Raw genomic sequence first — 17,884 nt, forward strand, 5'->3', positions numbered from 1 at the left:
GGTATATTTTCATCACCGGCGGCGTGGTTTCTTCGCTCGGAAAAGGTCTGGCTTCAGCGGCACTCGGTGCCCTGTTGCAGGCGCGCGGCTACAAGGTCCGCTTGCGAAAACTCGACCCCTATCTCAATCTCGATCCCGGAACGATGTCGCCGTACCAGCACGGCGAGGTGTTCGTGACCGACGACGGCGCCGAGACCGATCTCGATCTCGGCCATTACGAGCGATTCACCGGTCGTCCCGCCACCAAGGCGGACAACATCACCACAGGGCGCATCTATCAGGACATCCTCACCAAGGAACGGCGCGGCGACTATCTCGGCGCCACCATCCAGGTGATCCCGCATGTCACCAACGCCATCAAGGATTTCATCCTCGACAGCAACGAGGCGTATGATTTCGTGCTGTGCGAGATCGGCGGCACCGTCGGCGACATCGAGGGCCTGCCGTTCTTCGAGGCGATCCGCCAGATCAAGAACGACCTGCCGCGCGACCACGCCATCTACATCCACCTGACGCTGCTGCCGTTCATTCCCAGCGCCGGCGAGCTGAAAACCAAACCGACCCAGCATTCGGTCAAGGAACTGCGCTCGATCGGCATCCAGCCGGATATCCTGCTGTGCCGCACCGACCGCGAGATTCCGAAGGAGGAGCGGCGCAAGCTCGGCCTGTTCTGCAACGTCCGCGAAACCGCCGTGATCGAGGCGCGCGACGTCGACAACATCTATGCCGTGCCGGAGGCCTATCACGCCGCCGGCCTCGACGACGAAGTGCTGGCGGCGTTCGGCATCGAGCCGCAGATGGCCCCGGCGCTGCAAAGCTGGCACGTCATCAACGAGCGGGTGCGCAATCCCGAAGGCGACGTCACCATCGCCATCGTCGGCAAATACACCGGCATGAAGGACGCCTACAAATCGTTGACCGAGGCGCTGTCGCATGGCGGCATCGCCAACAAGGTGAAGGTCAATCTCGACTGGATCGAGAGCGAGGTATTCGAGAACGAGGATCCCGCGCCGTTCCTCGAGCACGTCAACGGCATCCTGGTGCCCGGCGGATTTGGCCAGCGCGGCGCGGAAGGCAAGATCCGCGCGGCGCAGTTCGCCAGGGAGCGCGACGTGCCGTATTTCGGCATCTGCTTCGGGATGCAGATGGCCGTGATCGAGGCCGCGCGCAATCTGTGCGGCATCGAGGCGGCGAACTCCACCGAGTTCGGTCCGACGTCCGAACCCCTGGTCGGTCTGATGACCGAGTGGCTGCGCGGCAATGAGCTGGAGAAACGGTCGAAGGCCGGAGATCTCGGCGGCACCATGCGTCTTGGGGCGTATCCCGCAGTGCTCACGCGCGGCAGCCGGGTGTCCGGGGTCTATGGCGGCGCCACCGAGATTTCGGAACGCCACCGCCACCGCTACGAGGTCAACACCGCCTACAAGGACCGGCTCGAGCAGCACGGGTTGAAATTTTCCGGACTTTCGCCCGATGGCGTGCTGCCCGAGATCGTCGAATACGAGGATCATCCCTGGTTTATCGGGGTGCAATTCCACCCCGAACTGAAATCGCGCCCGTTCGACCCGCATCCCTTGTTCGCGTCGTTCATTCAGGCCGCGATGGTGCAGTCGCGGCTGGTCTGACGCTGCGGCACGACCGGGTCATCACCCAGTAACGGTGCTTCCGTCTGCGCGGCAAACGCATTCAGCCGCAGCGGTGCGCGCCGCGTCAAGCGATAGACCGCGGCTGGCGGGACATTGCGCAGCAGGCGATCGACGCGGCGGGCGCGCAGGCCCAGCCGCTCCAGGATCGCACGCGGCACCGGGCAGGTTGGGCCGTAGGTGAACTGATAGAAGGCGCCGCCAGGGCGCAACCTGGCGAAGGCTCCGGTCAGGATCGCGATCACCTTGCGCGGAGGCATATTGAGCAGCGGCAGGCCGCTGACGACGGCGCCGAACGGCGTGTCGGCGAGCGTATCGTCACTGCCGATCCGGGCCGCGTCCATCCAGAGCACGCGGGCGCCGGGAAAGCGCATTTGCAACAGGCCGATGAAATCGGCGCCAGATTCGACCAGTGTGAGGTCTTGCTGCCGCAGGCCGCGCTTGAGCAACTCGTAGGTGAAGACACCGGTACCGGGGCCGAGTTCGAGCACCGGCGCGCTCTCCGGCGAGATCTCGCGCGTGATCAGCTCGCCGAGTGCTGCGCTGGAGGGCGCAATGGCGCCAACGCGGCGCGGCGCCGACATCCAGGCGAGGAAGAAAGACAGCAGGTCGTGTGCCATGGGGACTCCCCTTGTTCTGGTCTGACGCCAGCATTGCGGAGAGGCGCGCACAAATCGATGGCACGTTCGTGCCATGAGCCCGTGATTGGAGAAGCGCCTCGCCCATGGTGATCGTTCTGCCGGAACAGGCCGTCACCCGTCCTTTGACGGCCGCGCGATTTATTGCGACAAAGCCTCCCGTGAACCGCAAGAACAATAAATCGAGGGATTGAAGCCGATGATCATGGAAATGCGCATCTATCGCTGTCTGCCGGGCCGCCTGCCGGCGCTGCTGAAGCGTTTCGAAAACACCACGCTGAAATTGTGGGACAAGCACGGCATCAAGCAGGCCGGCTTCTTCACCACGCTGATCGGCACGTCCAACCAGGAACTGACCTATTTCGTCGCCTGGGACTCGCTGGCGGATCGCGAAAAGAAGTGGAATGCATTCCAGACCGATCCCGACTGGATCGCCGGCCGCGCCAAGAGCGAAGAAGACGGCCAGATCATCGACAACATCGTCAGCCAGCTGCTGGTGCCGACAGCCTTCTCGGCGGTAAAATAGCCACCGATGCAACCCTGATATTCGGGGGCTGAACGGGGTTGATCCTGATGGCGTGGACCGGCATGGTCCACGCGGAAACGAAGGAAAACCCGTGAGCGCGAACACCTTTGCAGCACCAATCGTGGCGGCTGGCCCGGTCAAATTCGGCAATGATCTGCCGATTTCGATCATCGCCGGCCCATGCCAGCTCGAGAGCCGCGCGCATGCGCTGGAGGTGGCCTCGGCGCTGAAGGAAATCGCCGCGCGCTTGCGAATCGGCATCGTCTACAAGACCTCGTTCGACAAAGCCAACCGCAGCAGCGGATCGGCCCCGCGCGGCATCGGCCTTGCTCAGGCGCTGCCGATCTTTGCCGAGATCCGTTCCTCGCTCGGCATGGCCGTGCTCACCGATGTCCACGATGCCTCGCAATGTGCCGAGGTCGCACAGGCCGTCGACGTGCTGCAGATTCCGGCGTTCCTGTGCCGGCAGACCGATCTGCTGCTGGCGGCGGCGGCGACCGGTAAGGTCGTCAACGTCAAGAAGGGCCAGTTCCTGGCGCCCTGGGACATGGCAAACGTCGTCGCCAAGATCACCGGCGCCGGCAACGCCAATGTGCTGGTCACCGAGCGCGGCGTCTCGTTCGGCTACAACACGCTGGTGTCGGACATGCGGGCGCTGCCCATCCTGGCGCGCACCGGCGCGCCTGTCATTTTTGACGCCACCCATTCGGTGCAGCAACCGGGCGGCAAGGGCACCTCGTCGGGCGGCGAGCGCGAATTCGTGCCCGTGCTGGCGCGTGCCGCGGTCGCGGTCGGCGTCGCCGGCGTCTTCATCGAAACCCATCCCGATCCCGACCGCGCGCCGTCGGACGGTCCCAACATGGTGCCGCTGCGCGATTTCGAGGGCCTGGTGCGGACGCTGATGGCGTTCGATGCACTGGCCAAGAGCGCGCCGCGCTGATGCCATCGGGGCAGGGAGCAGCGCCGCACGATCAGCGTATTCCCTCGGTAATCTACGTCATTGCGCTGGCGACCTTTTCCGCCGCCCTGTCGGCGCGGGCGCTCGATCCCGTGCTGCCGCATGTCGCCGAGGATTTTGGAATCACCATCGCCACCGCGGCGGGCTTCTCGGCGGCATTCGCCTTCACCTTCGCCATCATCCAGCCGGTATTGGGCGCAGCCGCTGATTTGTTCGGCAAGGCGCGGCTGATGGTGATTTGCCTGCTGCTGCTGGGACTGGCCAATATTCTCGGCGCGTTCGCGACGTCGTTTCCGATGCTGTTCGCCTCGCGCATTCTCGCAGGCATCGGCTCCGGCGGTGTTTTTCCGGTCGCGCTCAGCCTGACCAGCGACCTCGTGGGTCCGGAGAAACGACAGGTCGCGATCGGGCGAACGCTGGCCGGCGCCATGACCGGCAACCTCCTGGGCGCGTCCCTCTCGGGCCTGATCGGCGACTTGCTGGGCTGGCGCGGCGTGCTGGCGGTGCTCGGCGTGCTGGTGATCCTGGCCCCGATCGCCGTGGCGCTCGGCTTTCGCGGCGCGGCGCTGACGCGGCCACCGAAGACGAGCCTGGCGATGCTCAGGCAGGGCTATCGCACGATCTTCAGCAACCCCAACGCGCGCATCGTCTACGCCGCCGTCTTCATCGAGGGCTGCTGCGTGCTCGGATTGTTTCCGTTCGTGGCGGCATTCCTGTTCGAACTCGGCGAAACCCGGTTGTCGATCGCGGGGATCGTGATCGCATTTTTTGCCGTGGGTGGTTTGTTCTACACCATGAGCGTTTCGCGGTTCCTGCCATGGCTCGGCGTCAAGGGCATGATGATCGCGGGCGCCGCCCTGGTCGGGCTGCAGCTCGCGGTGGTGGCATTCGGCCCGGGCTGGCAGATTCAGGCCCTCAGCCTGCTGTTCATGGGCTGGGGCTTCTACATGATTCACGGCTCGCTGCAGGTGGTTGCCAGCGAACTTTCGGTGCAAGCCCGCGCCACCGCGCTATCGCTGCACGCGTTTTTCTTTTTCATGGGACAGACTGTCGGTCCGATCGCCTATGGATTCGGCATCGAGAAACTCGGCAAGGTTCCGACCCTGCTGGTATTCGCGGTTGTGATGGTTGCGGTCGGCCTTGCCTGCGCGCGGCTGCTGCGACAGACGAGACCTGCGGATGCAAGTGCGACATAGCGGCTGCCTGGCAATGGCGGCGGGAGGCTTCAATGATTGAAACGCATGTTCTGTTGGTCGTTTTGCTCGCCGCGGCACTTCACGCCACCTGGAACGCGCTGGTGAAGGGGGCGTCGGACAAGCTTGTCAGCATGACCGCCGTGGTTCTCGGCCACGTGCCGTTTGCGCTGCTGGCGCTACCGTTCGTGCCGCTGCCGGATGCTGCGTCGGTCCCGTACATCATCGGCGGCGCAGCGCTTCACGTCGGCTACCAGCTGTTTCTGTTCTGGGCCTATCGACAAGGCGATCTGACGCAAGTCTATCCGATTGCCCGCGGCACTGCGCCGCTGATCGTGGCGGCCTGTTCGGTGCTGATCTTCCGCGAGACGCTGACAACGCTGCAGCTTGTCGCCATCACCACGATTGGCTGCGGCATCATGAGCCTGGTGCTGGTTCGCGGTGCCCAAGGCTTGCACAATCCGCATGGCGCCATGCTGGCGCTGGTGACGGGATGTTTCGTGGCGGGGTATTCGATGGTGGACGGCTACGGCGCGCGCGCCGCCGGAACCCCCGTCGGGTTCTACGCCTGGGAAACCATTCTGAACGCCGTCGCGTTCTCCATGATTGTCGCGACGGCATCTCCCGGCACGTTGCGCAAGACGGTCCGCAACCACAAGAAAATCATGGCGATCGGCGGCGGCGCGTCGTTTGTGGCCTATGCGCTGGTGGTGTGGGCGTTTACCCAGGCGCCGATCGCCGTGGTCACGGCGCTGCGGGAAACCAGCATCGTGTTCGCGCTGCTGATCGGAGTCTTTTTCCTCAAGGAGCGCCTCAACCTCGTAAAGCTGGTGTCGGCGATGCTGACGATGCTGGGAGCCCTGATGTTGCGTTTCTCGAAATGACCATGGTTGCCGCCATCCCAGCCGGAAGGTTCGAATGAAGATCCTTGCCTTCAGCGATTTGCATCGGGATGCCGCAAAGGCCGAGGCGATCGTGAACGAAAGCCGCGGCGCAGATGTGGTGGTCGGAGCCGGCGATTTCGCCTCCTGTGGCCTCGGCCACGGGGATACGCTCAACGTCCTCCGGCGAATGACGGTCCCCTTCGTTCTGGTCCCGGGAAACCACGACGACCTTGGCGAGTTGTTCGCAGCCTGCGCCGACTGGCCGCTGGCCCATCTGCTTCACGGCCAGTCGGTTGTGATCGACGGCGTGGCGTTCTTCGGAATTGGATTGGGCAGTGGCGTGATCGATCCGGAGCCGTGGAACATGGTGCTGGATGAAGCGGAGGCCGCGCAATTGCTCACGCTATGTCCTGCGCGGGCGGTGCTGGTTTCGCACTCGCCGCCGCACGGCATTGCCGATCGGCAAAAGGACGGCAGACATAGCGGCAGTGCGGCGCTGCGCGACGCCATCGGTCAACACCAGCCCCGCATCACGATCTGTGGCCACGTCCACAATGGCTGGGGGCAAAGCGGAACCATCGGGCAGTCGCCGGTGCACAACATCGGTCCGAAGCCGAGATGGTTCGTCGTGTAGGCAAGCTTGCCAAGTTCCAGCGTTATGCAACAATGCAACCGGAGCCGGGCAGGCCTGCCAAGACCGCTCGGGTTAGTCGAGCGGGATAGTGTTTGAAGGGAGGGTTGCGTGAGCGAACCACTTCATCCCAGCGCGCCGCACCATTTGCCGGGCTTCATCACCGCTCCCGGTGACACCGACGTCCTGATGATTGTCGTCGGCCTGGTTCTCATTGGCGCCGTTCTGGGGGGCGGCAATCTCTATCTGCATTTGCATACCCTGCCGGAGCGCATGGCGCACAAGTCGCAGAAGCTGCAATTCGAAATCGTGGCGGTGCTGGGCTTGCTGGCGCTCTTTACGCACAACCATCTGTTCTGGGTGATCGGGCTGTTTCTGGCCATGGTCGACCTGCCGGATTTCGGCACGCCGCTGCGCCGGATCGCGGGCGCGGCCGAAAAGATGGCCGGCGTTCCGCCTGAGCCAGACCCGACCTTGCCGGCTGAAACCATAAGCCACGCGGCCGATGCGAACGGCGGCGCTGCCAAGAGCGAGGTCAAGAGCGAGGTGCAGGGGCATGCTTGAGATCATCCTGTGCTCGCTCGTGACGATACTGCCGGATTATCTCTATCGCCGCTACCGGCAGGGCAAGCGCCTCGGCCGCGAGATCACGCTGTTTTCCGTCTGGTTCGAATTGCGGTTCGGCATCATCACCTGCTTCATGCTCGCTATCGCCCTGATCACGATGATCTTCTATTTCCATCCGTCCACCACGTCAGCAACGTTGTACTACCGCACCGTTCCGATCGTTCCGGAAACGACCGGCCGGGTGGCGGAGGTTCACGTTGAATTCAGTGCTCCCGTCAAAAGGGGTGACGTGATCTTCAGGCTGGATAACTCCAGGCAGCAGGCGGCATTGCGAACGGCCACAGCCAAGATTGCCGAGGTCGATGCTGCCATGCTGTCGGCGCAGGCCGATATCATGAAGGCGGAAGGTCAGCTTCAGGAAGCAAAGGGTTCCGTGCAACAGGCTTCGGACGAACTCGACGTCAAGCGCGAGTTGCAGAAGCGCAACCCTGGTATTGTGCCACAGCGTGATATTGAAAAGCTCGAAGTTACTCTCGCGGGCCGTCAGGGCTCGCTGGATGCCGCCACTGCTTCGAAGCAGGCCGCGATGGTGCGGGTGAGCGCGCTGCTGCCGGCGGAGAAAGCAAGTGCCGAGGCGGCGCTGGCCGAAGCGCAGGTCGACCTCGACAAGACCTACATCCGAGCCGGCGTGGACGGGCGCGTCGAGCAATTCGGATTGCGGCCGGGCGATGTCGTCAATCCCATGATCCGGTCGGCCGGCATTCTGATTCCGGAGGGAGCCGGACGGCGTTCCCTCGCGGCGGGATTCGGACAGATCGAAGGGCAGGTCATGAAGGTCGGCATGGTGGCCGAGGCCACCTGCATCTCCAAACCGTGGACGATCATCCCGATGGTCATCACCAGCGTGCAGGATTACATCGCGGCCGGCCAGTTCAGGGGCGGCGAGCAACTGGTCGATACCCAGCAGTCGGTGCGCCCGGGGACGATTCTCGTCTTGATGGAGCCGATCTTCAAAGGCGGCCTCGAGGGCGTCACGCCGGGCAGCAGCTGCATCGCCAACGCCTACACCAGCAACCATGACCGGATCGCCGCAAAGGAGACCGGCGCCTTCAAGGGTTTTGCGCTGCACGTCGTCGACGCCGTCGGAATTGTGCACGCCATGCTGCTGCGGATTCAGGCCCTGCTGCTGCCGATCAAGACGTTGGTGCTGAGCGGGCATTGAGTCGGTGGGAATGATCGACCCGGCCGCGATACCGGAGGCGGCATCGCGCTATTTCCCTAGCGCCGCCGTCAGCAGCGCCTCGGCTTGCCTGGTGGCCTCGACAAATGACGGCTGCTGCGGCGCGCGCTCGGTGAAGCAGCGCTTGTAGGCGTCTTCGCCCTGTTGGCGAAGGTCGCCGAGTTTGTCGTAGGCCTTCCTGCCGATGCGGTTGGACTGCAGATCGTCGGCGGCCTTCTCGGCCTTCTTGTCGTAGTCAGCCTTGATCGCAAGGCAGGCCGGGATCTGCACCTTGGGCTTGATCGAACCGTAGGCGACATAGACCTTGCCGTTCGCCAGCGCCGCAACGAACACTTCGTCCGCAGCATCAGGGACGGCGTCCTGGGTTCGCGCCGCCAGCATCGCATGGGCTGACGTGGCGGACGCCGACTTGGCAATCGGCAATTCGCCAAAGTTCACGACCGCCGCATCGGTCGAGATTGCCTGGGTATAAAAACTCTCGTCCTTGAAAGCTGCGCGCATTTGTTGCGGCACGTTCTTGACCTTCTTGCCCCACCAGTGCTTGTGCGCGCGCAGCCAGCGCTCGAACAGCGTCTGCGTCGTGATGATGATATGGGCTTTTGGATAGACATATTTGCCGTCGGCGCCGTTGGCGCCGGCTTTCTCGCCGTTTTCGCCGACCCGCGCGTCGAAGCGCAGGCCGTCGAGCAGGCCAAAGCCCTGGTCGCCCCTGGAAAAGGCGTCGAGATTGAGCCTGGCCGGTCCAAACTCCTTGCGATCGGGCTCGGCCACGATCGCCTTCATTTGCCGCAGCAGATCGGCGCCAACGGTCTTCTCGGCCTTCGCGGCGTCATCGGCCTTTCCGCTGTCATACAGTTTCGAGATTTTCTCGATCGCCGCGTCGCGCGCGGCAACGTAACGATCCTCCGGTGACAGAGGAGCGGCGTTGGCGCTCGAAAGCGCGCCGAGCAGACACCAAGCGGCGGCTGCTCTGATGATGGCGGCGTGGACTTTGTGCATAAGCGGTGGTCGATATGTCCGGCCGTTCGGTTCAACCACGGCCGCGATAGGGCGCCACGCCCTGATCCGGAATCCACATGCCATCAGGCAATTTGCCGGACTGCCAGAACACGTCGATCGGGATGCCGCCGCGCGGATACCAGTAGCCGCCGATGCGCAGCCACTTCGGCTTGATCTCGGCGACAATGCGCTTGCCGATCATGACCGTGCAGTCCTCGTGGAACGCGCCATGGTTGCGAAAACTCGCGACATAAAGCTTCAGGGATTTCGACTCCAGCAGCCACGGACCGGGGACATAGTCGATCACCAGATGCGCGAAATCCGGCTGGCCCGTGACCGGGCAGAGCGAGGTGAATTCCGGCGCGGTAAACCGCACCACGTAATTGGTGTCCTTCTGCGGATTGGGCACCCGGTCGAGCTTTGCCTTTTCCGGGCTGTCGGGCCATTCCACGGCGCGGCCGAGCTGCAGGGATTTTTTGGCCATCTTGTCGTCCTCTAGGAAGCGCTGACATGGACGCAACGAGGGTGGCCGTCAACCGTCAGCGCGAGGCGGACGCTGCCAGGAAGCGTATCAGCGCCTGGCGCTCGGTCGCGTCCTCGACGCCGCGCATCGACATCCACAGGCCCGGAAACATCGCGGCGGGATCGGTGAGGAAGCTGTCGAGGCGCGTTGCGTCCCAGCGCAGGCCGTCATCGCGCGCCTTGCGCAGCACCGGCGAGTAATCGAACGCGGAATCGCCGCCGATGCTGCGCCCGATCAGGCCACTGAGATGGGGGCCGGGCAGGCCCCGCTCGGTTGGGTCGAGGCTGTGGCAGGCGCGGCAGGGCGCGAACTGGCGCTCGCCGGCATCCTCTGCCGCCGCCGGAGCGGCCGCCAGGGCAGGGAGCAGCAGCAGGGCGACGAAAGTTCTCACGCCAGGAATTTTCACGCCAAGACGGTCTGGATCACCACGAGACGGTTGGTGCCGGATTCGCCGCCCCATGCTTCGCCCGCGCGGCCGGCCATTTGCCGGACATTGGCGCCTGATTTGTCGCTGGGGAAGGCGTTGAATTTCTCCGTTACGGGGTCGAAACGCACGATCGCGTTGGCCGAAAAATCGGTCAGCCAGACCTTGTCCTTGTCATCGACATAGACCGAATAGGTGCGGGGATTATCACCCGGCAGCTTCCAGGCCTTCCAGGAACCGTTGGCGGGATCGTGCACCGACACATTGCCGCTGTTCCATTCGCTGACCCAGATCCGGCCCTGGGAATCCGACCACACCCGCCGCGCGCCCTGATTGGGCGTCGGCGGCTCGACCACGGTGGCATTGCCGGTGGCCAGATCGATCTTGGCGATATGGCTCCCGGCGAGCGAGGCGTACCAGACGTCGCCCTTCGGCGTGATGGCGATGCCATAGGTTCCACGGCCCCGGGGCGACTTGAAAACGGTCATGTCACCCGATTTGGGGTCGAGCCGGCCATAGATGCCGGACTGGCCGGTGAACCAGAACATGCCGCCCTGGTCGAACACGCCGGTGTTGAGGTTGGCGTAAGCCTCCTTTTCGGGCAGGCGGAACAGGGTGACCTTGTGATCTGCAGGATCGACCCGGGCGATGGCGTTCTGCCCGCCCTCGGTCACCCAGAGCGCGCCGTCGGGTCCGATGACGACCCCGTGGGGGGCCGCCCCTTTGCCGAGATCGACCAGCTTTAACGAGCCGTCGCGCGGATCGAGCCGCCCCAGCGTGCCGTTGCGCTGGCCGCAGAACCAGACCGTGCCATCGGGAGCGGGCGCGACATCGCGAGAGCCCATACCGGCGGCGACGGGATAGTATCTGGTTCGGAACGGGCCTTCCTGGGCGCCGGCACTGCGCAGCAGCGCGGGCGCGGCAAGGATTCCGGCAGTTGTGCAGCTGAGAAACTCCCGGCGATTCATTGCGTTACCTTGGGCTTGTGAGAAGGAAGGTTTAGACGCGAAGATCAACCTTTAAGCAGCATAGACCGACCATATCAGCCCGTCAGGCCGGGCATGCAGGGCAACCGTTCACATTTGCTTGCGCGCCGTGTAAGACGCGCCCAACCCAGCCAGCACGATCAAGGGAAGCGCCACATCATGACAGCCATCGTCGACATCATCGCCCGCGAAATACTCGATAGCCGCGGCAATCCCACGGTCGAAGTCGACGTCGTGCTGGAGGATGGCTCGATCGGCCGCGCGGCGGTGCCGTCGGGCGCTTCCACCGGCGCCCATGAGGCGGTCGAGCTGCGCGACGGCGACAAGGCGCGCTATCTCGGCAAGGGCGTGCAGAAGGCGATCGTCGCCGTCAACGGCGAGATCTTCGAGGCGCTGAGCGAGATGGCGGTCGAGGAGCAGGTCCAGATCGACCAGATCATGATCGATCTCGACGGCACGGCGAACAAGAGCCGGCTCGGGGCCAACGCCATCCTGGGCGTCTCGCTCGCCTGCGCCAAGGCGGCGGCGGAATCCTTCGACATGCCGCTCTACCGCTATGTCGGCGGCACCTCGGCGCGGACCCTGCCGGTGCCGATGATGAACATCATCAATGGCGGCGCGCATGCCGACAACCCGATCGATTTCCAGGAATTCATGATCATGCCGGTGGGGGCACCGACGTTCGCGGAGGCGCTGCGCTGCGGTTCGGAGATTTTCCACACCTTGCGCGGTGAACTGAAGAAGGCTGGCCACAACACCAATGTCGGCGACGAGGGCGGTTTCGCTCCGAACCTGCCGTCGGCGGATGCGGCGCTCGAGTTCGTGATGGCCGCGATCGGCAAGGCCGGCTACAAGGCCGGCGGCGACGTGATGCTGGCGCTGGACTGCGCCGCCACCGAATTTTTCAAGGACGGCAATTACGTCTATGGCGGCGAGAACAAGACCCGTTCGGTTTCCGAACAAGCCAAATATCTCGCCGACCTCGCTTCGCGCTATCCGATCGTCTCGATCGAGGACGGCATGTCGGAAGACGACATGGCCGGCTGGGAGGAACTGACCCGACTGATCGGCAACAAGTGCCAGCTGGTCGGCGACGACCTGTTCGTCACCAATGTGACGCGGCTTTCCGACGGCATCAAGAACGGCCGCGCCAACTCCATCCTGGTCAAGGTCAACCAGATCGGTACGCTGACGGAAACGTTGAGCGCGGTCGAGATGGCCTACAAGGCCGGCTACACCGCCGTGATGTCGCACCGCTCCGGCGAGACCGAGGACTCCACCATCGCCGACCTCGCGGTCGCCACCAATTGCGGCCAGATCAAAACCGGCTCGCTGGCGCGCTCCGACCGCACCGCCAAGTACAATCAATTGCTGCGCATCGAGCAGGAGTTGGGCGCGCAGGCGAAGTACGCAGGGAAAGCGGCGCTGAAGGCGCTGGCGTAACGCCAGAGCGGGCCCAAACAAAAAATCTCGAAAACAACCCCATGCACAGTAAGGCCAGCTGTCCGTAGAGGTATTTTGATACCTAGATCGCCATCGACCCCACGGCCTGGCGAGCTGGAAATTCCCCTAGCGCGCTTCGGCAAGCCGGCTGGATGGTTTGGCGGCCGACGGTCTCGCGGCAACCTGGCGCTTCGCGGCGGCTGGCTTGGCTTGCGCCACCTGCTTCTGGCGCTTCTTCACATCCGCGACCGTCGTTTTCGCGCCGCCGCGGCGGGAGACATATTCCGGGCCGTCGATCGGGCCGACATGCGGCGGATCGAATCGGAGATACGGTCGCCCGATGCCGAATTGCTTGCCGTTGGCATCGACCCATTTCCACAGGACTTCAGTCGAAGTCCAGCGCTGCGCCCGATTGGCCCCGTTGACGCTCACGATGTCGGCCGCCAGTCCGCGGCCATAGCCGCCGCGAAGACTGCCGCCGTGGTACGACCGGTTGCTCGCCGCCTTCAGGCCGCTGGCGATACCTTGACGGTAGTCGTCGCGAAACGCGCTGGTGATGCCGGGCTGCAGCCCGGCGGCCTCGGCGGCGTAAAGCGTATGAAACAGCTTTAGCTTGAAGCTGCGATCCATGCCGCCGATCACGTAGTCCATCATCGACATGCCGGCGCGTTCGGCCGCGCTGGGATCCTTCCACGTGAAATCGTTCTCGACCAGCTTGGTGAAGCTTCGGGTGACGGTGATCATCTTGCCCTTGCGCTTGACCTGCACCTTGCGCTGCTCTCGCTCCTTGATGGTGTCTTCCTTCGGCGTCCGCTGGTAGAGCGTCCACAGGAACTGGTCGATGCAGGCCTCCGCCACCATGCACTCGCCGACCAGATCGACGTGACTCCTGGCCGTCGGCACGATGTCCTGCGGCGGCGTGTCGGCCGTCATCGCCGATGGCAAGGTAGGTGTCTCGGCGGGCGCAATTCCCCCGGGCAAGACTTCCGCCGGATCGCCCAGCGCGGCCAGCACGAACGAGCGCGGCGGCGGTTCGGCGGGCGCCGCTGCATCGGGAGAGGGCCTGGTGTCGGCCGAGGGCATCGCCACCAGTTCGGCGGCGGCTGCGACCTCAGGCGTATCGGGAATGGCAATGGTCGCTGCGATGGCTTGCGGCAGGTCGATCTTCGGCGCAACCGTCGCGCTGGCCCGTGGCGCCGTGGCGATTTCGATACTGGCGGTGAGGGCCGGTGCAAGACGGTCCACCGCCTGCGCCGCCGCGGCGGTTTCGATGCGGTGCGAGCCCGTGCCACCCAGGCTGACCACTGCCCAGGCTGCAATCACGACGGCGGGATAGATCGCCGCTGCTGTTGTCGCTGATCCCCGTGGGGTCATGATTCCTGCCTCCAACGGCTCGATCGAGCCGGTTGCACAGAAAATTATCCGACGCCCCCGATGTGTCGGGTCACAATGTGGAGTTACAAGGGCGAACTCGCCCGATTATGACCGTTTTCGGGAACTGTTGCCAGCGTACAACGGATTGCCACACACCGTAAATTGCGGGCGAGGGGTCTAGCCAGTGTCTCGACCCAGCTGCCGGCGAATGAATTGGCCGGCTTCCGCGAGCGCGCGCCGGCCCGGCTCCAGATGCGCGTTCCACATCGGAAAGGCGTGGATCATGTCGGGCCAGACCTGAAGTGTGAGCGCGACATTGGCGGCGCCCGCGGCTGCTGCAAAACGCGTGGAATCCTCGAGCAGGGTTTCGCAGGCGCCGACCTGGATCAGTACAGGCGGAAGGCCGCCGAGATCGGCAAACAGCGGAGAGACGCGCGCGTCCCGCCTGTCCATGTCCGGGGGCAGATAAGCATCGGCGAGTTCGGCCAGATAGGCCCTGTGAATGATCGGGTCGACCGCATCCCTGGTGGCGAGCGTAGCGCCGGATAGTGTCAGGTCGGTCCATGGCGAGATCAGCCATGCGCATCCCGGCACTTGTTCGCCGGCGTCGCGCAGCCGGTTGATCAGGGCGACGGTGAGCCCGCCACCCGCGCTGTCACCGCCAACAGCGATATGTCCGGCGGCGATGCCGCTGCTTCGCAGAAAACGCCAGGCCGAAAACGCGTCATCGAGAGCGGCCGGAAACGGATGTTCGGGTGCCAGCCGGTACGCGATCGCGAGCGTTCGGACTTTGGCGGACCGGCCGGCTTCGGTGACCAGCCGGCGATGGCTCAGGATCGAGCCCGAACAGTATCCTCCGCCGTGGAAGTACAACAGCACGCGGGAGGCGTCGCTATCAGGTGCGATCGACCATTCTCCCGGCATCCCGTCAATGTCGACGCCTTCGAGCGCAATATCTTCGGCGACCGGCCAGACCGAGCCGACTTCCTCGATGCGCTGGCGCCGCTGCTGCCAGCCGACCGGGCGCGGCTTCGAACTCAGCAAGGCTCTGATGGCGTCGATCTCGCTTTGGCCCATGGGTGTTTCTCCTTGCGACGCGGGCAGGCTAGCGCAAAGGCGACGACGTTCGAAGGCCGAGCTGCGATCAAAAAGCAACGACATTGTGAGTAGCGTGGAGGCTTGCGTTTCCCGGCCAACATGAGAACACTCCCGGCCGAAATTCGGTTGAACCGAACATTTTGGGAGATTTCTGATGAGCGCCGACACCACGACCGGACTGCAGCTTCGCTCGCTGATCAAGAAGAGCGGCGAACTTGAACTATCGCTCGTCAGCATTCCGACGCCTGAACCGGGGCCCGAAGAAATCGTGGTCCGGGTCGAGGCCTCGCCGATCAATCCGTCGGACCTTGGCCTTCTGGTCGGCGCCGCCGACATGACAACGGCGAAAGCGTCGGGCACCAAGGAGGCTCCCGTGGTCACCGCGAAGGTGCCTGACTCCCTGATGCGGATGATGGCCGGGCGATTGGACGAGTCGATGCCGGTCGGCAACGAAGGCGCCGGCACTGTCATCAAGACCGGCTCGTCCGATGCGGCGAAAGCGCTGATGGGCAAGACGGTCTCGATGATCGGCGGCGCGATGTATTCGCAGTATCGCACGATGAAGGTGCGCGATGTGATGGAGCTGCCCGCCGGCACCACGGCCGCCGACGGCGCGTCGTGGTTCGTCAATCCGCTCACCGCACTCGGCATGACCGAAACCATGCGGCGCGAGGGCCACAAGGCGCTGGTCCATACCGCAGCCGCATCCAATCTCGGCCAGATGCTCAACAAGATCTGCATCAAGGACGGCATCGGCCTCGTCAACATCGTGCGCAGCAAGGAGCAGGCGGATATCCTGTACAAGATCGGCGCCAAGCATGTCGTCGATTCCACGGCGCCGACCTTCATGGACGATCTCACCAACGCGCTGGTGGAGACCGGCGCGACCATCGCGTTCGATGCCATCGGGGGCGGCAAGCTCGCCGGGCAGATCCTGACCTGCATGGAAATCGCCGCCAACAAAACGGCAAAAGTCTACAGCCGCTATGGCTCGGACGTGTACAAGCAGGTCTATATCTATGGCGGCCTCGATACCCGCCCGACCGAATTGAGCCGGTCCTTCGGACTGACCTGGGGTGTCGGCGGCTGGCTGCTGACGCCGTTCCTGCAGAAGATGGGCGCGGATGGAATGAAGCTGCGCCAGCGCGTCGCCGCTGAACTGAAAACCACCTTCGCCAGCCATTACACCCAGGTGGTGTCGCTGCAGGAAGCGCTGCAGCTCGACCATATTGCCGTCTACAACAAACGCGCCACCGGCGAGAAGTACCTGGTCAATCCGAGCAAGGGCGGGTGACGCTCCGACCATAGCCGCAGCGAGGTGGATACCTGCGATCGCCGGCGCGGCGCGAATAGCGCCGGCCACAAACGACGTCTGCGACTATGCGCTATTGCCTACAGAGCCCGTCGCATCGGCGGCGGTACCGGGTTGAATTCGAACACCAGCCGCCCGCCGACCGAGAAAATGTCGGACGAACTGGAGGTAAGCCCGATCGGCTGGCGCACCGGTGAAGTCGGCACGGCGAAAGACTTCAGCTGGCTCAGATATTGGTATGAGGCTTCGCCTTGCACCCTGAAATTCGGGTTGAACCGGTATCCTATAAAGCCGTTCACGCCGGTCATGACCGCGAAACTGGTGTCGCTAAAATTTCGCTGCAGGACAAGGTCGAATTCCGGGCTTGCGCCACCGCAAGGCCCGCATCGGCTGGCCTGCCTGGCGCTCGCATCCGTAATCAGCGCGCCTGGCGAGATGGAGGCCGAAGCGCCCCCGAACATTCCAGAAGGCAAGGGCTGCATCGCTTCAAAGCCGACCGTAAAATTCGGGCCGATGAAATGCGAACGCAGAGCGAGGTTAATCGCAACGTTGAGGTCGGGGAAGGTAAGGCTTTGCTGCGTGATGTTGTGTTCGGTGTTCATGTTGGCGTAGCGAACGCCAAATCCATAGGTCCAGAACGAGCCGGTCGGGCTGGCAAAAATCGGACCCGCGGGTACGCGGGTCGTGGTGCCGAGCGCTATATCCCAGAACTGCCCCCTTGTATCGAGCGTCACGCTCTGGCCGGTCACGGTGGGGCCGAGGCCGGTCGACCCGCTTGCGGGATTGGGGAAAATATAAGTGAAAGCCGAGGAGGTTCCGACCGGAACGTTGCCACGGACGCTGTCGTTGAAACCGTTAAAGTTTGCGACCATGGTGAAGTAATCGAAGTTAAAAAAGGCCCGATCTCTAGGAGCAGGAATATTGACGCCCACGGCGGCGGTCACGCCGGGAATGCTGCGCCGGCTATCGACGATCGAAACCTCGGCTCCGCCGCCGCCGAAACGTGTCCCGCCGGAGACTTGCGGGATTCGCGTCCAGCTTGCACCGGAGGCGAGTGGGAAACCGCCGGCGCCCGGGTAAACCACCGCCGGAAACGGTTCGGCCGGCGGCCCCGTGCGCGGCGCGGGACCCGCGGTCTGTGGCGGTGCGCCGCCGGGCACGTCGATAACAATCTCCCTGTCCGTGAGCAGCGTAACGTCGAGGCCGGTACGGGTCTGCGTCTGGCCGGTTGCTGTCGTCACCGTAATATCGGCGGTCCTGGTATTGTCGGGGATCGCAACCGTTCGGGTTCCGGTCTTCGGGCCGGTGCGAAGCACCGGGCGCTTGACGGTCTGGAGTGGCTTGCCCGCCTGGTTCTTGAATGTGATCGTGATGGTGGCCTGCGGGATCGCGGCCGCACCGTCGGTTACCTTGACGGTGGTTTCTCCGACAAGGGCCAATGCCGG

18 protein-coding genes are annotated in these 17,884 nt (G+C 64.0%); 10 read left to right on the top strand and 8 right to left on the bottom strand.

Going from position 1 to position 17,884, the window contains the following annotated elements:
- The coding region (locus tag Q7T45_RS15700) for a CTP synthase (RefSeq protein ID WP_304871857.1) at positions 1–1,625 on the top strand (1,625 nt) is incomplete at its 5' end.
- On the opposite strand, the gene Q7T45_RS15705 is transcribed toward Q7T45_RS15700, so the two are convergent.
- Positions 1,592–2,263 carry a class I SAM-dependent methyltransferase gene (locus tag Q7T45_RS15705; protein ID WP_304871858.1) on the bottom strand — a complete coding sequence of 224 codons (672 nt, stop codon included), beginning with the start codon at positions 2,261–2,263 and terminating at the stop codon, positions 1,592–1,594. The two genes, Q7T45_RS15700 and Q7T45_RS15705, sit on opposite strands and share 34 nt — an antisense overlap.
- Before the next feature lie 217 nt (positions 2,264–2,480).
- Here Q7T45_RS15705 and Q7T45_RS15710 point away from each other — a divergent pair, with 217 nt between their 5' ends.
- The 7 genes from Q7T45_RS15710 to Q7T45_RS15740 all read left to right on the top strand — a co-directional run bounded on the left by Q7T45_RS15710 (position 2,481) and on the right by Q7T45_RS15740 (position 8,262).
- A complete protein-coding gene (locus tag Q7T45_RS15710; protein WP_304871859.1) occupies positions 2,481–2,807 on the top strand; it encodes an NIPSNAP family protein in 327 nt (108 codons plus the stop codon).
- A 91-nt stretch (positions 2,808–2,898) separates the two neighbouring features.
- Positions 2,899–3,747 (top strand): 3-deoxy-8-phosphooctulonate synthase, encoded by an 849-nt coding sequence (kdsA, locus tag Q7T45_RS15715; RefSeq protein WP_304871860.1) that lies wholly within the window; start codon positions 2,899–2,901, stop codon positions 3,745–3,747.
- The gene (locus Q7T45_RS15720; protein WP_304871861.1) at positions 3,747–4,961 is read left to right on the top strand and encodes an MFS transporter; all 1,215 of its coding nucleotides are present in this window, start codon (positions 3,747–3,749) and stop codon (positions 4,959–4,961) included. Before kdsA ends, Q7T45_RS15720 begins: the two co-directional genes overlap by 1 nt.
- A gap of 32 nt (positions 4,962–4,993) precedes the next feature.
- Positions 4,994–5,842, top strand: a complete 849-nt coding sequence (locus Q7T45_RS15725; protein WP_304871862.1) for a DMT family transporter — start codon at positions 4,994–4,996, stop codon at positions 5,840–5,842.
- A gap of 34 nt (positions 5,843–5,876) precedes the next feature.
- Positions 5,877–6,476, top strand: a complete 600-nt coding sequence (locus Q7T45_RS15730; RefSeq protein WP_304871863.1) for a metallophosphoesterase — start codon at positions 5,877–5,879, stop codon at positions 6,474–6,476.
- Between the two features lie 108 nt (positions 6,477–6,584).
- Positions 6,585–7,037 (top strand): hypothetical protein, encoded by a 453-nt coding sequence (locus Q7T45_RS15735; RefSeq protein ID WP_304871864.1) that lies wholly within the window; start codon positions 6,585–6,587, stop codon positions 7,035–7,037.
- Positions 7,030–8,262 carry an HlyD family secretion protein gene (locus tag Q7T45_RS15740; RefSeq protein WP_304871865.1) on the top strand — a complete coding sequence of 411 codons (1,233 nt, stop codon included), beginning with the start codon at positions 7,030–7,032 and terminating at the stop codon, positions 8,260–8,262. The genes Q7T45_RS15735 and Q7T45_RS15740 overlap by 8 nt, the downstream gene beginning before the upstream one ends.
- A 48-nt stretch (positions 8,263–8,310) precedes the next feature.
- Here the strand turns inward: Q7T45_RS15740 and Q7T45_RS15745 are convergent, their stop codons facing one another.
- Genes Q7T45_RS15745 through Q7T45_RS15760 form a run of 4 tightly spaced genes read right to left on the bottom strand, consistent with a single transcriptional unit; the run spans position 8,311 to position 11,194 of the window.
- A complete protein-coding gene (locus Q7T45_RS15745; protein WP_304871866.1) occupies positions 8,311–9,279 on the bottom strand; it encodes a hypothetical protein in 969 nt (322 codons plus the stop codon).
- A 31-nt stretch (positions 9,280–9,310) separates the two neighbouring features.
- Positions 9,311–9,763, bottom strand: a complete 453-nt coding sequence (queF, locus tag Q7T45_RS15750; protein ID WP_304871867.1) for a preQ(1) synthase — start codon at positions 9,761–9,763, stop codon at positions 9,311–9,313.
- A gap of 55 nt (positions 9,764–9,818) precedes the next feature.
- The gene (locus Q7T45_RS15755) at positions 9,819–10,193 is read right to left on the bottom strand and encodes a cytochrome c family protein (RefSeq protein WP_304871868.1); all 375 of its coding nucleotides are present in this window, start codon (positions 10,191–10,193) and stop codon (positions 9,819–9,821) included.
- Positions 10,194–10,204: 11 nt separating this feature from the next.
- A complete protein-coding gene (locus Q7T45_RS15760) occupies positions 10,205–11,194 on the bottom strand; it encodes a lyase (protein WP_304871869.1) in 990 nt (329 codons plus the stop codon).
- 177 nt (positions 11,195–11,371) lie between these two features.
- Here Q7T45_RS15760 and eno point away from each other — a divergent pair, with 177 nt between their 5' ends.
- Positions 11,372–12,655, top strand: a complete 1,284-nt coding sequence (gene eno, locus Q7T45_RS15765) for a phosphopyruvate hydratase (RefSeq protein ID WP_304871870.1) — start codon at positions 11,372–11,374, stop codon at positions 12,653–12,655.
- Between the two features lie 126 nt (positions 12,656–12,781).
- Here the strand turns inward: eno and Q7T45_RS15770 are convergent, their stop codons facing one another.
- Entirely contained in the window at positions 12,782–14,029 is a 1,248-nt protein-coding gene (locus Q7T45_RS15770) for a hypothetical protein (protein WP_304871871.1), read from the bottom strand.
- A gap of 177 nt (positions 14,030–14,206) precedes the next feature.
- Complete coding sequence (locus Q7T45_RS15775) at positions 14,207–15,106, bottom strand: alpha/beta hydrolase (protein WP_304871872.1); 900 nt, start codon at positions 15,104–15,106, stop codon at positions 14,207–14,209.
- A 175-nt stretch (positions 15,107–15,281) separates the two neighbouring features.
- Between Q7T45_RS15775 and Q7T45_RS15780 the strand changes: the two genes are divergently transcribed.
- Positions 15,282–16,421, top strand: a complete 1,140-nt coding sequence (locus Q7T45_RS15780) for a zinc-binding dehydrogenase (protein ID WP_304871873.1) — start codon at positions 15,282–15,284, stop codon at positions 16,419–16,421.
- Between the two features lie 98 nt (positions 16,422–16,519).
- Here the strand turns inward: Q7T45_RS15780 and Q7T45_RS15785 are convergent, their stop codons facing one another.
- On the bottom strand, positions 16,520–17,878 hold the full coding sequence (locus Q7T45_RS15785; RefSeq protein WP_304871874.1) for a hypothetical protein: 1,359 nt from the start codon (positions 17,876–17,878) through the stop codon (positions 16,520–16,522).
- Between the last annotated feature and the right edge of the window lie 6 nt (positions 17,879–17,884).

This window comes from Bradyrhizobium sp., from assembly GCF_030646015.1.
In the GTDB taxonomy this organism is placed as follows: Bacteria; Pseudomonadota; Alphaproteobacteria; order Rhizobiales; family Xanthobacteraceae; genus Bradyrhizobium.

What these genes read in the sequence shown, in the direction of transcription:
- Q7T45_RS15725 (WP_304871862.1), top strand. Translation starts at nt 4,994, where the DNA reads ATGATTGAAACGCATGTTCTGTTGGTCGTTTTGCTCGCCGCGGCACTT.
- Q7T45_RS15745 (WP_304871866.1), bottom strand. Translation starts at nt 9,279, where the DNA reads ATGCACAAAGTCCACGCCGCCATCATCAGAGCAGCCGCCGCTTGGTGT.
- Q7T45_RS15740 (WP_304871865.1), top strand. Translation starts at nt 7,030, where the DNA reads ATGCTTGAGATCATCCTGTGCTCGCTCGTGACGATACTGCCGGATTAT.
- Q7T45_RS15720 (WP_304871861.1), top strand. Translation starts at nt 3,747, where the DNA reads ATGCCATCGGGGCAGGGAGCAGCGCCGCACGATCAGCGTATTCCCTCG.
- Q7T45_RS15770 (WP_304871871.1), bottom strand. Translation starts at nt 14,029, where the DNA reads ATGACCCCACGGGGATCAGCGACAACAGCAGCGGCGATCTATCCCGCC.
- Q7T45_RS15705 (WP_304871858.1), bottom strand. Translation starts at nt 2,263, where the DNA reads ATGGCACACGACCTGCTGTCTTTCTTCCTCGCCTGGATGTCGGCGCCG.
- Q7T45_RS15780 (WP_304871873.1), top strand. Translation starts at nt 15,282, where the DNA reads ATGAGCGCCGACACCACGACCGGACTGCAGCTTCGCTCGCTGATCAAG.
- Q7T45_RS15775 (WP_304871872.1), bottom strand. Translation starts at nt 15,106, where the DNA reads ATGGGCCAAAGCGAGATCGACGCCATCAGAGCCTTGCTGAGTTCGAAG.
- eno (WP_304871870.1), top strand. Translation starts at nt 11,372, where the DNA reads ATGACAGCCATCGTCGACATCATCGCCCGCGAAATACTCGATAGCCGC.
- Q7T45_RS15710 (WP_304871859.1), top strand. Translation starts at nt 2,481, where the DNA reads ATGATCATGGAAATGCGCATCTATCGCTGTCTGCCGGGCCGCCTGCCG.
- Q7T45_RS15760 (WP_304871869.1), bottom strand. Translation starts at nt 11,194, where the DNA reads ATGAATCGCCGGGAGTTTCTCAGCTGCACAACTGCCGGAATCCTTGCC.
- queF (WP_304871867.1), bottom strand. Translation starts at nt 9,763, where the DNA reads ATGGCCAAAAAATCCCTGCAGCTCGGCCGCGCCGTGGAATGGCCCGAC.
- Q7T45_RS15730 (WP_304871863.1), top strand. Translation starts at nt 5,877, where the DNA reads ATGAAGATCCTTGCCTTCAGCGATTTGCATCGGGATGCCGCAAAGGCC.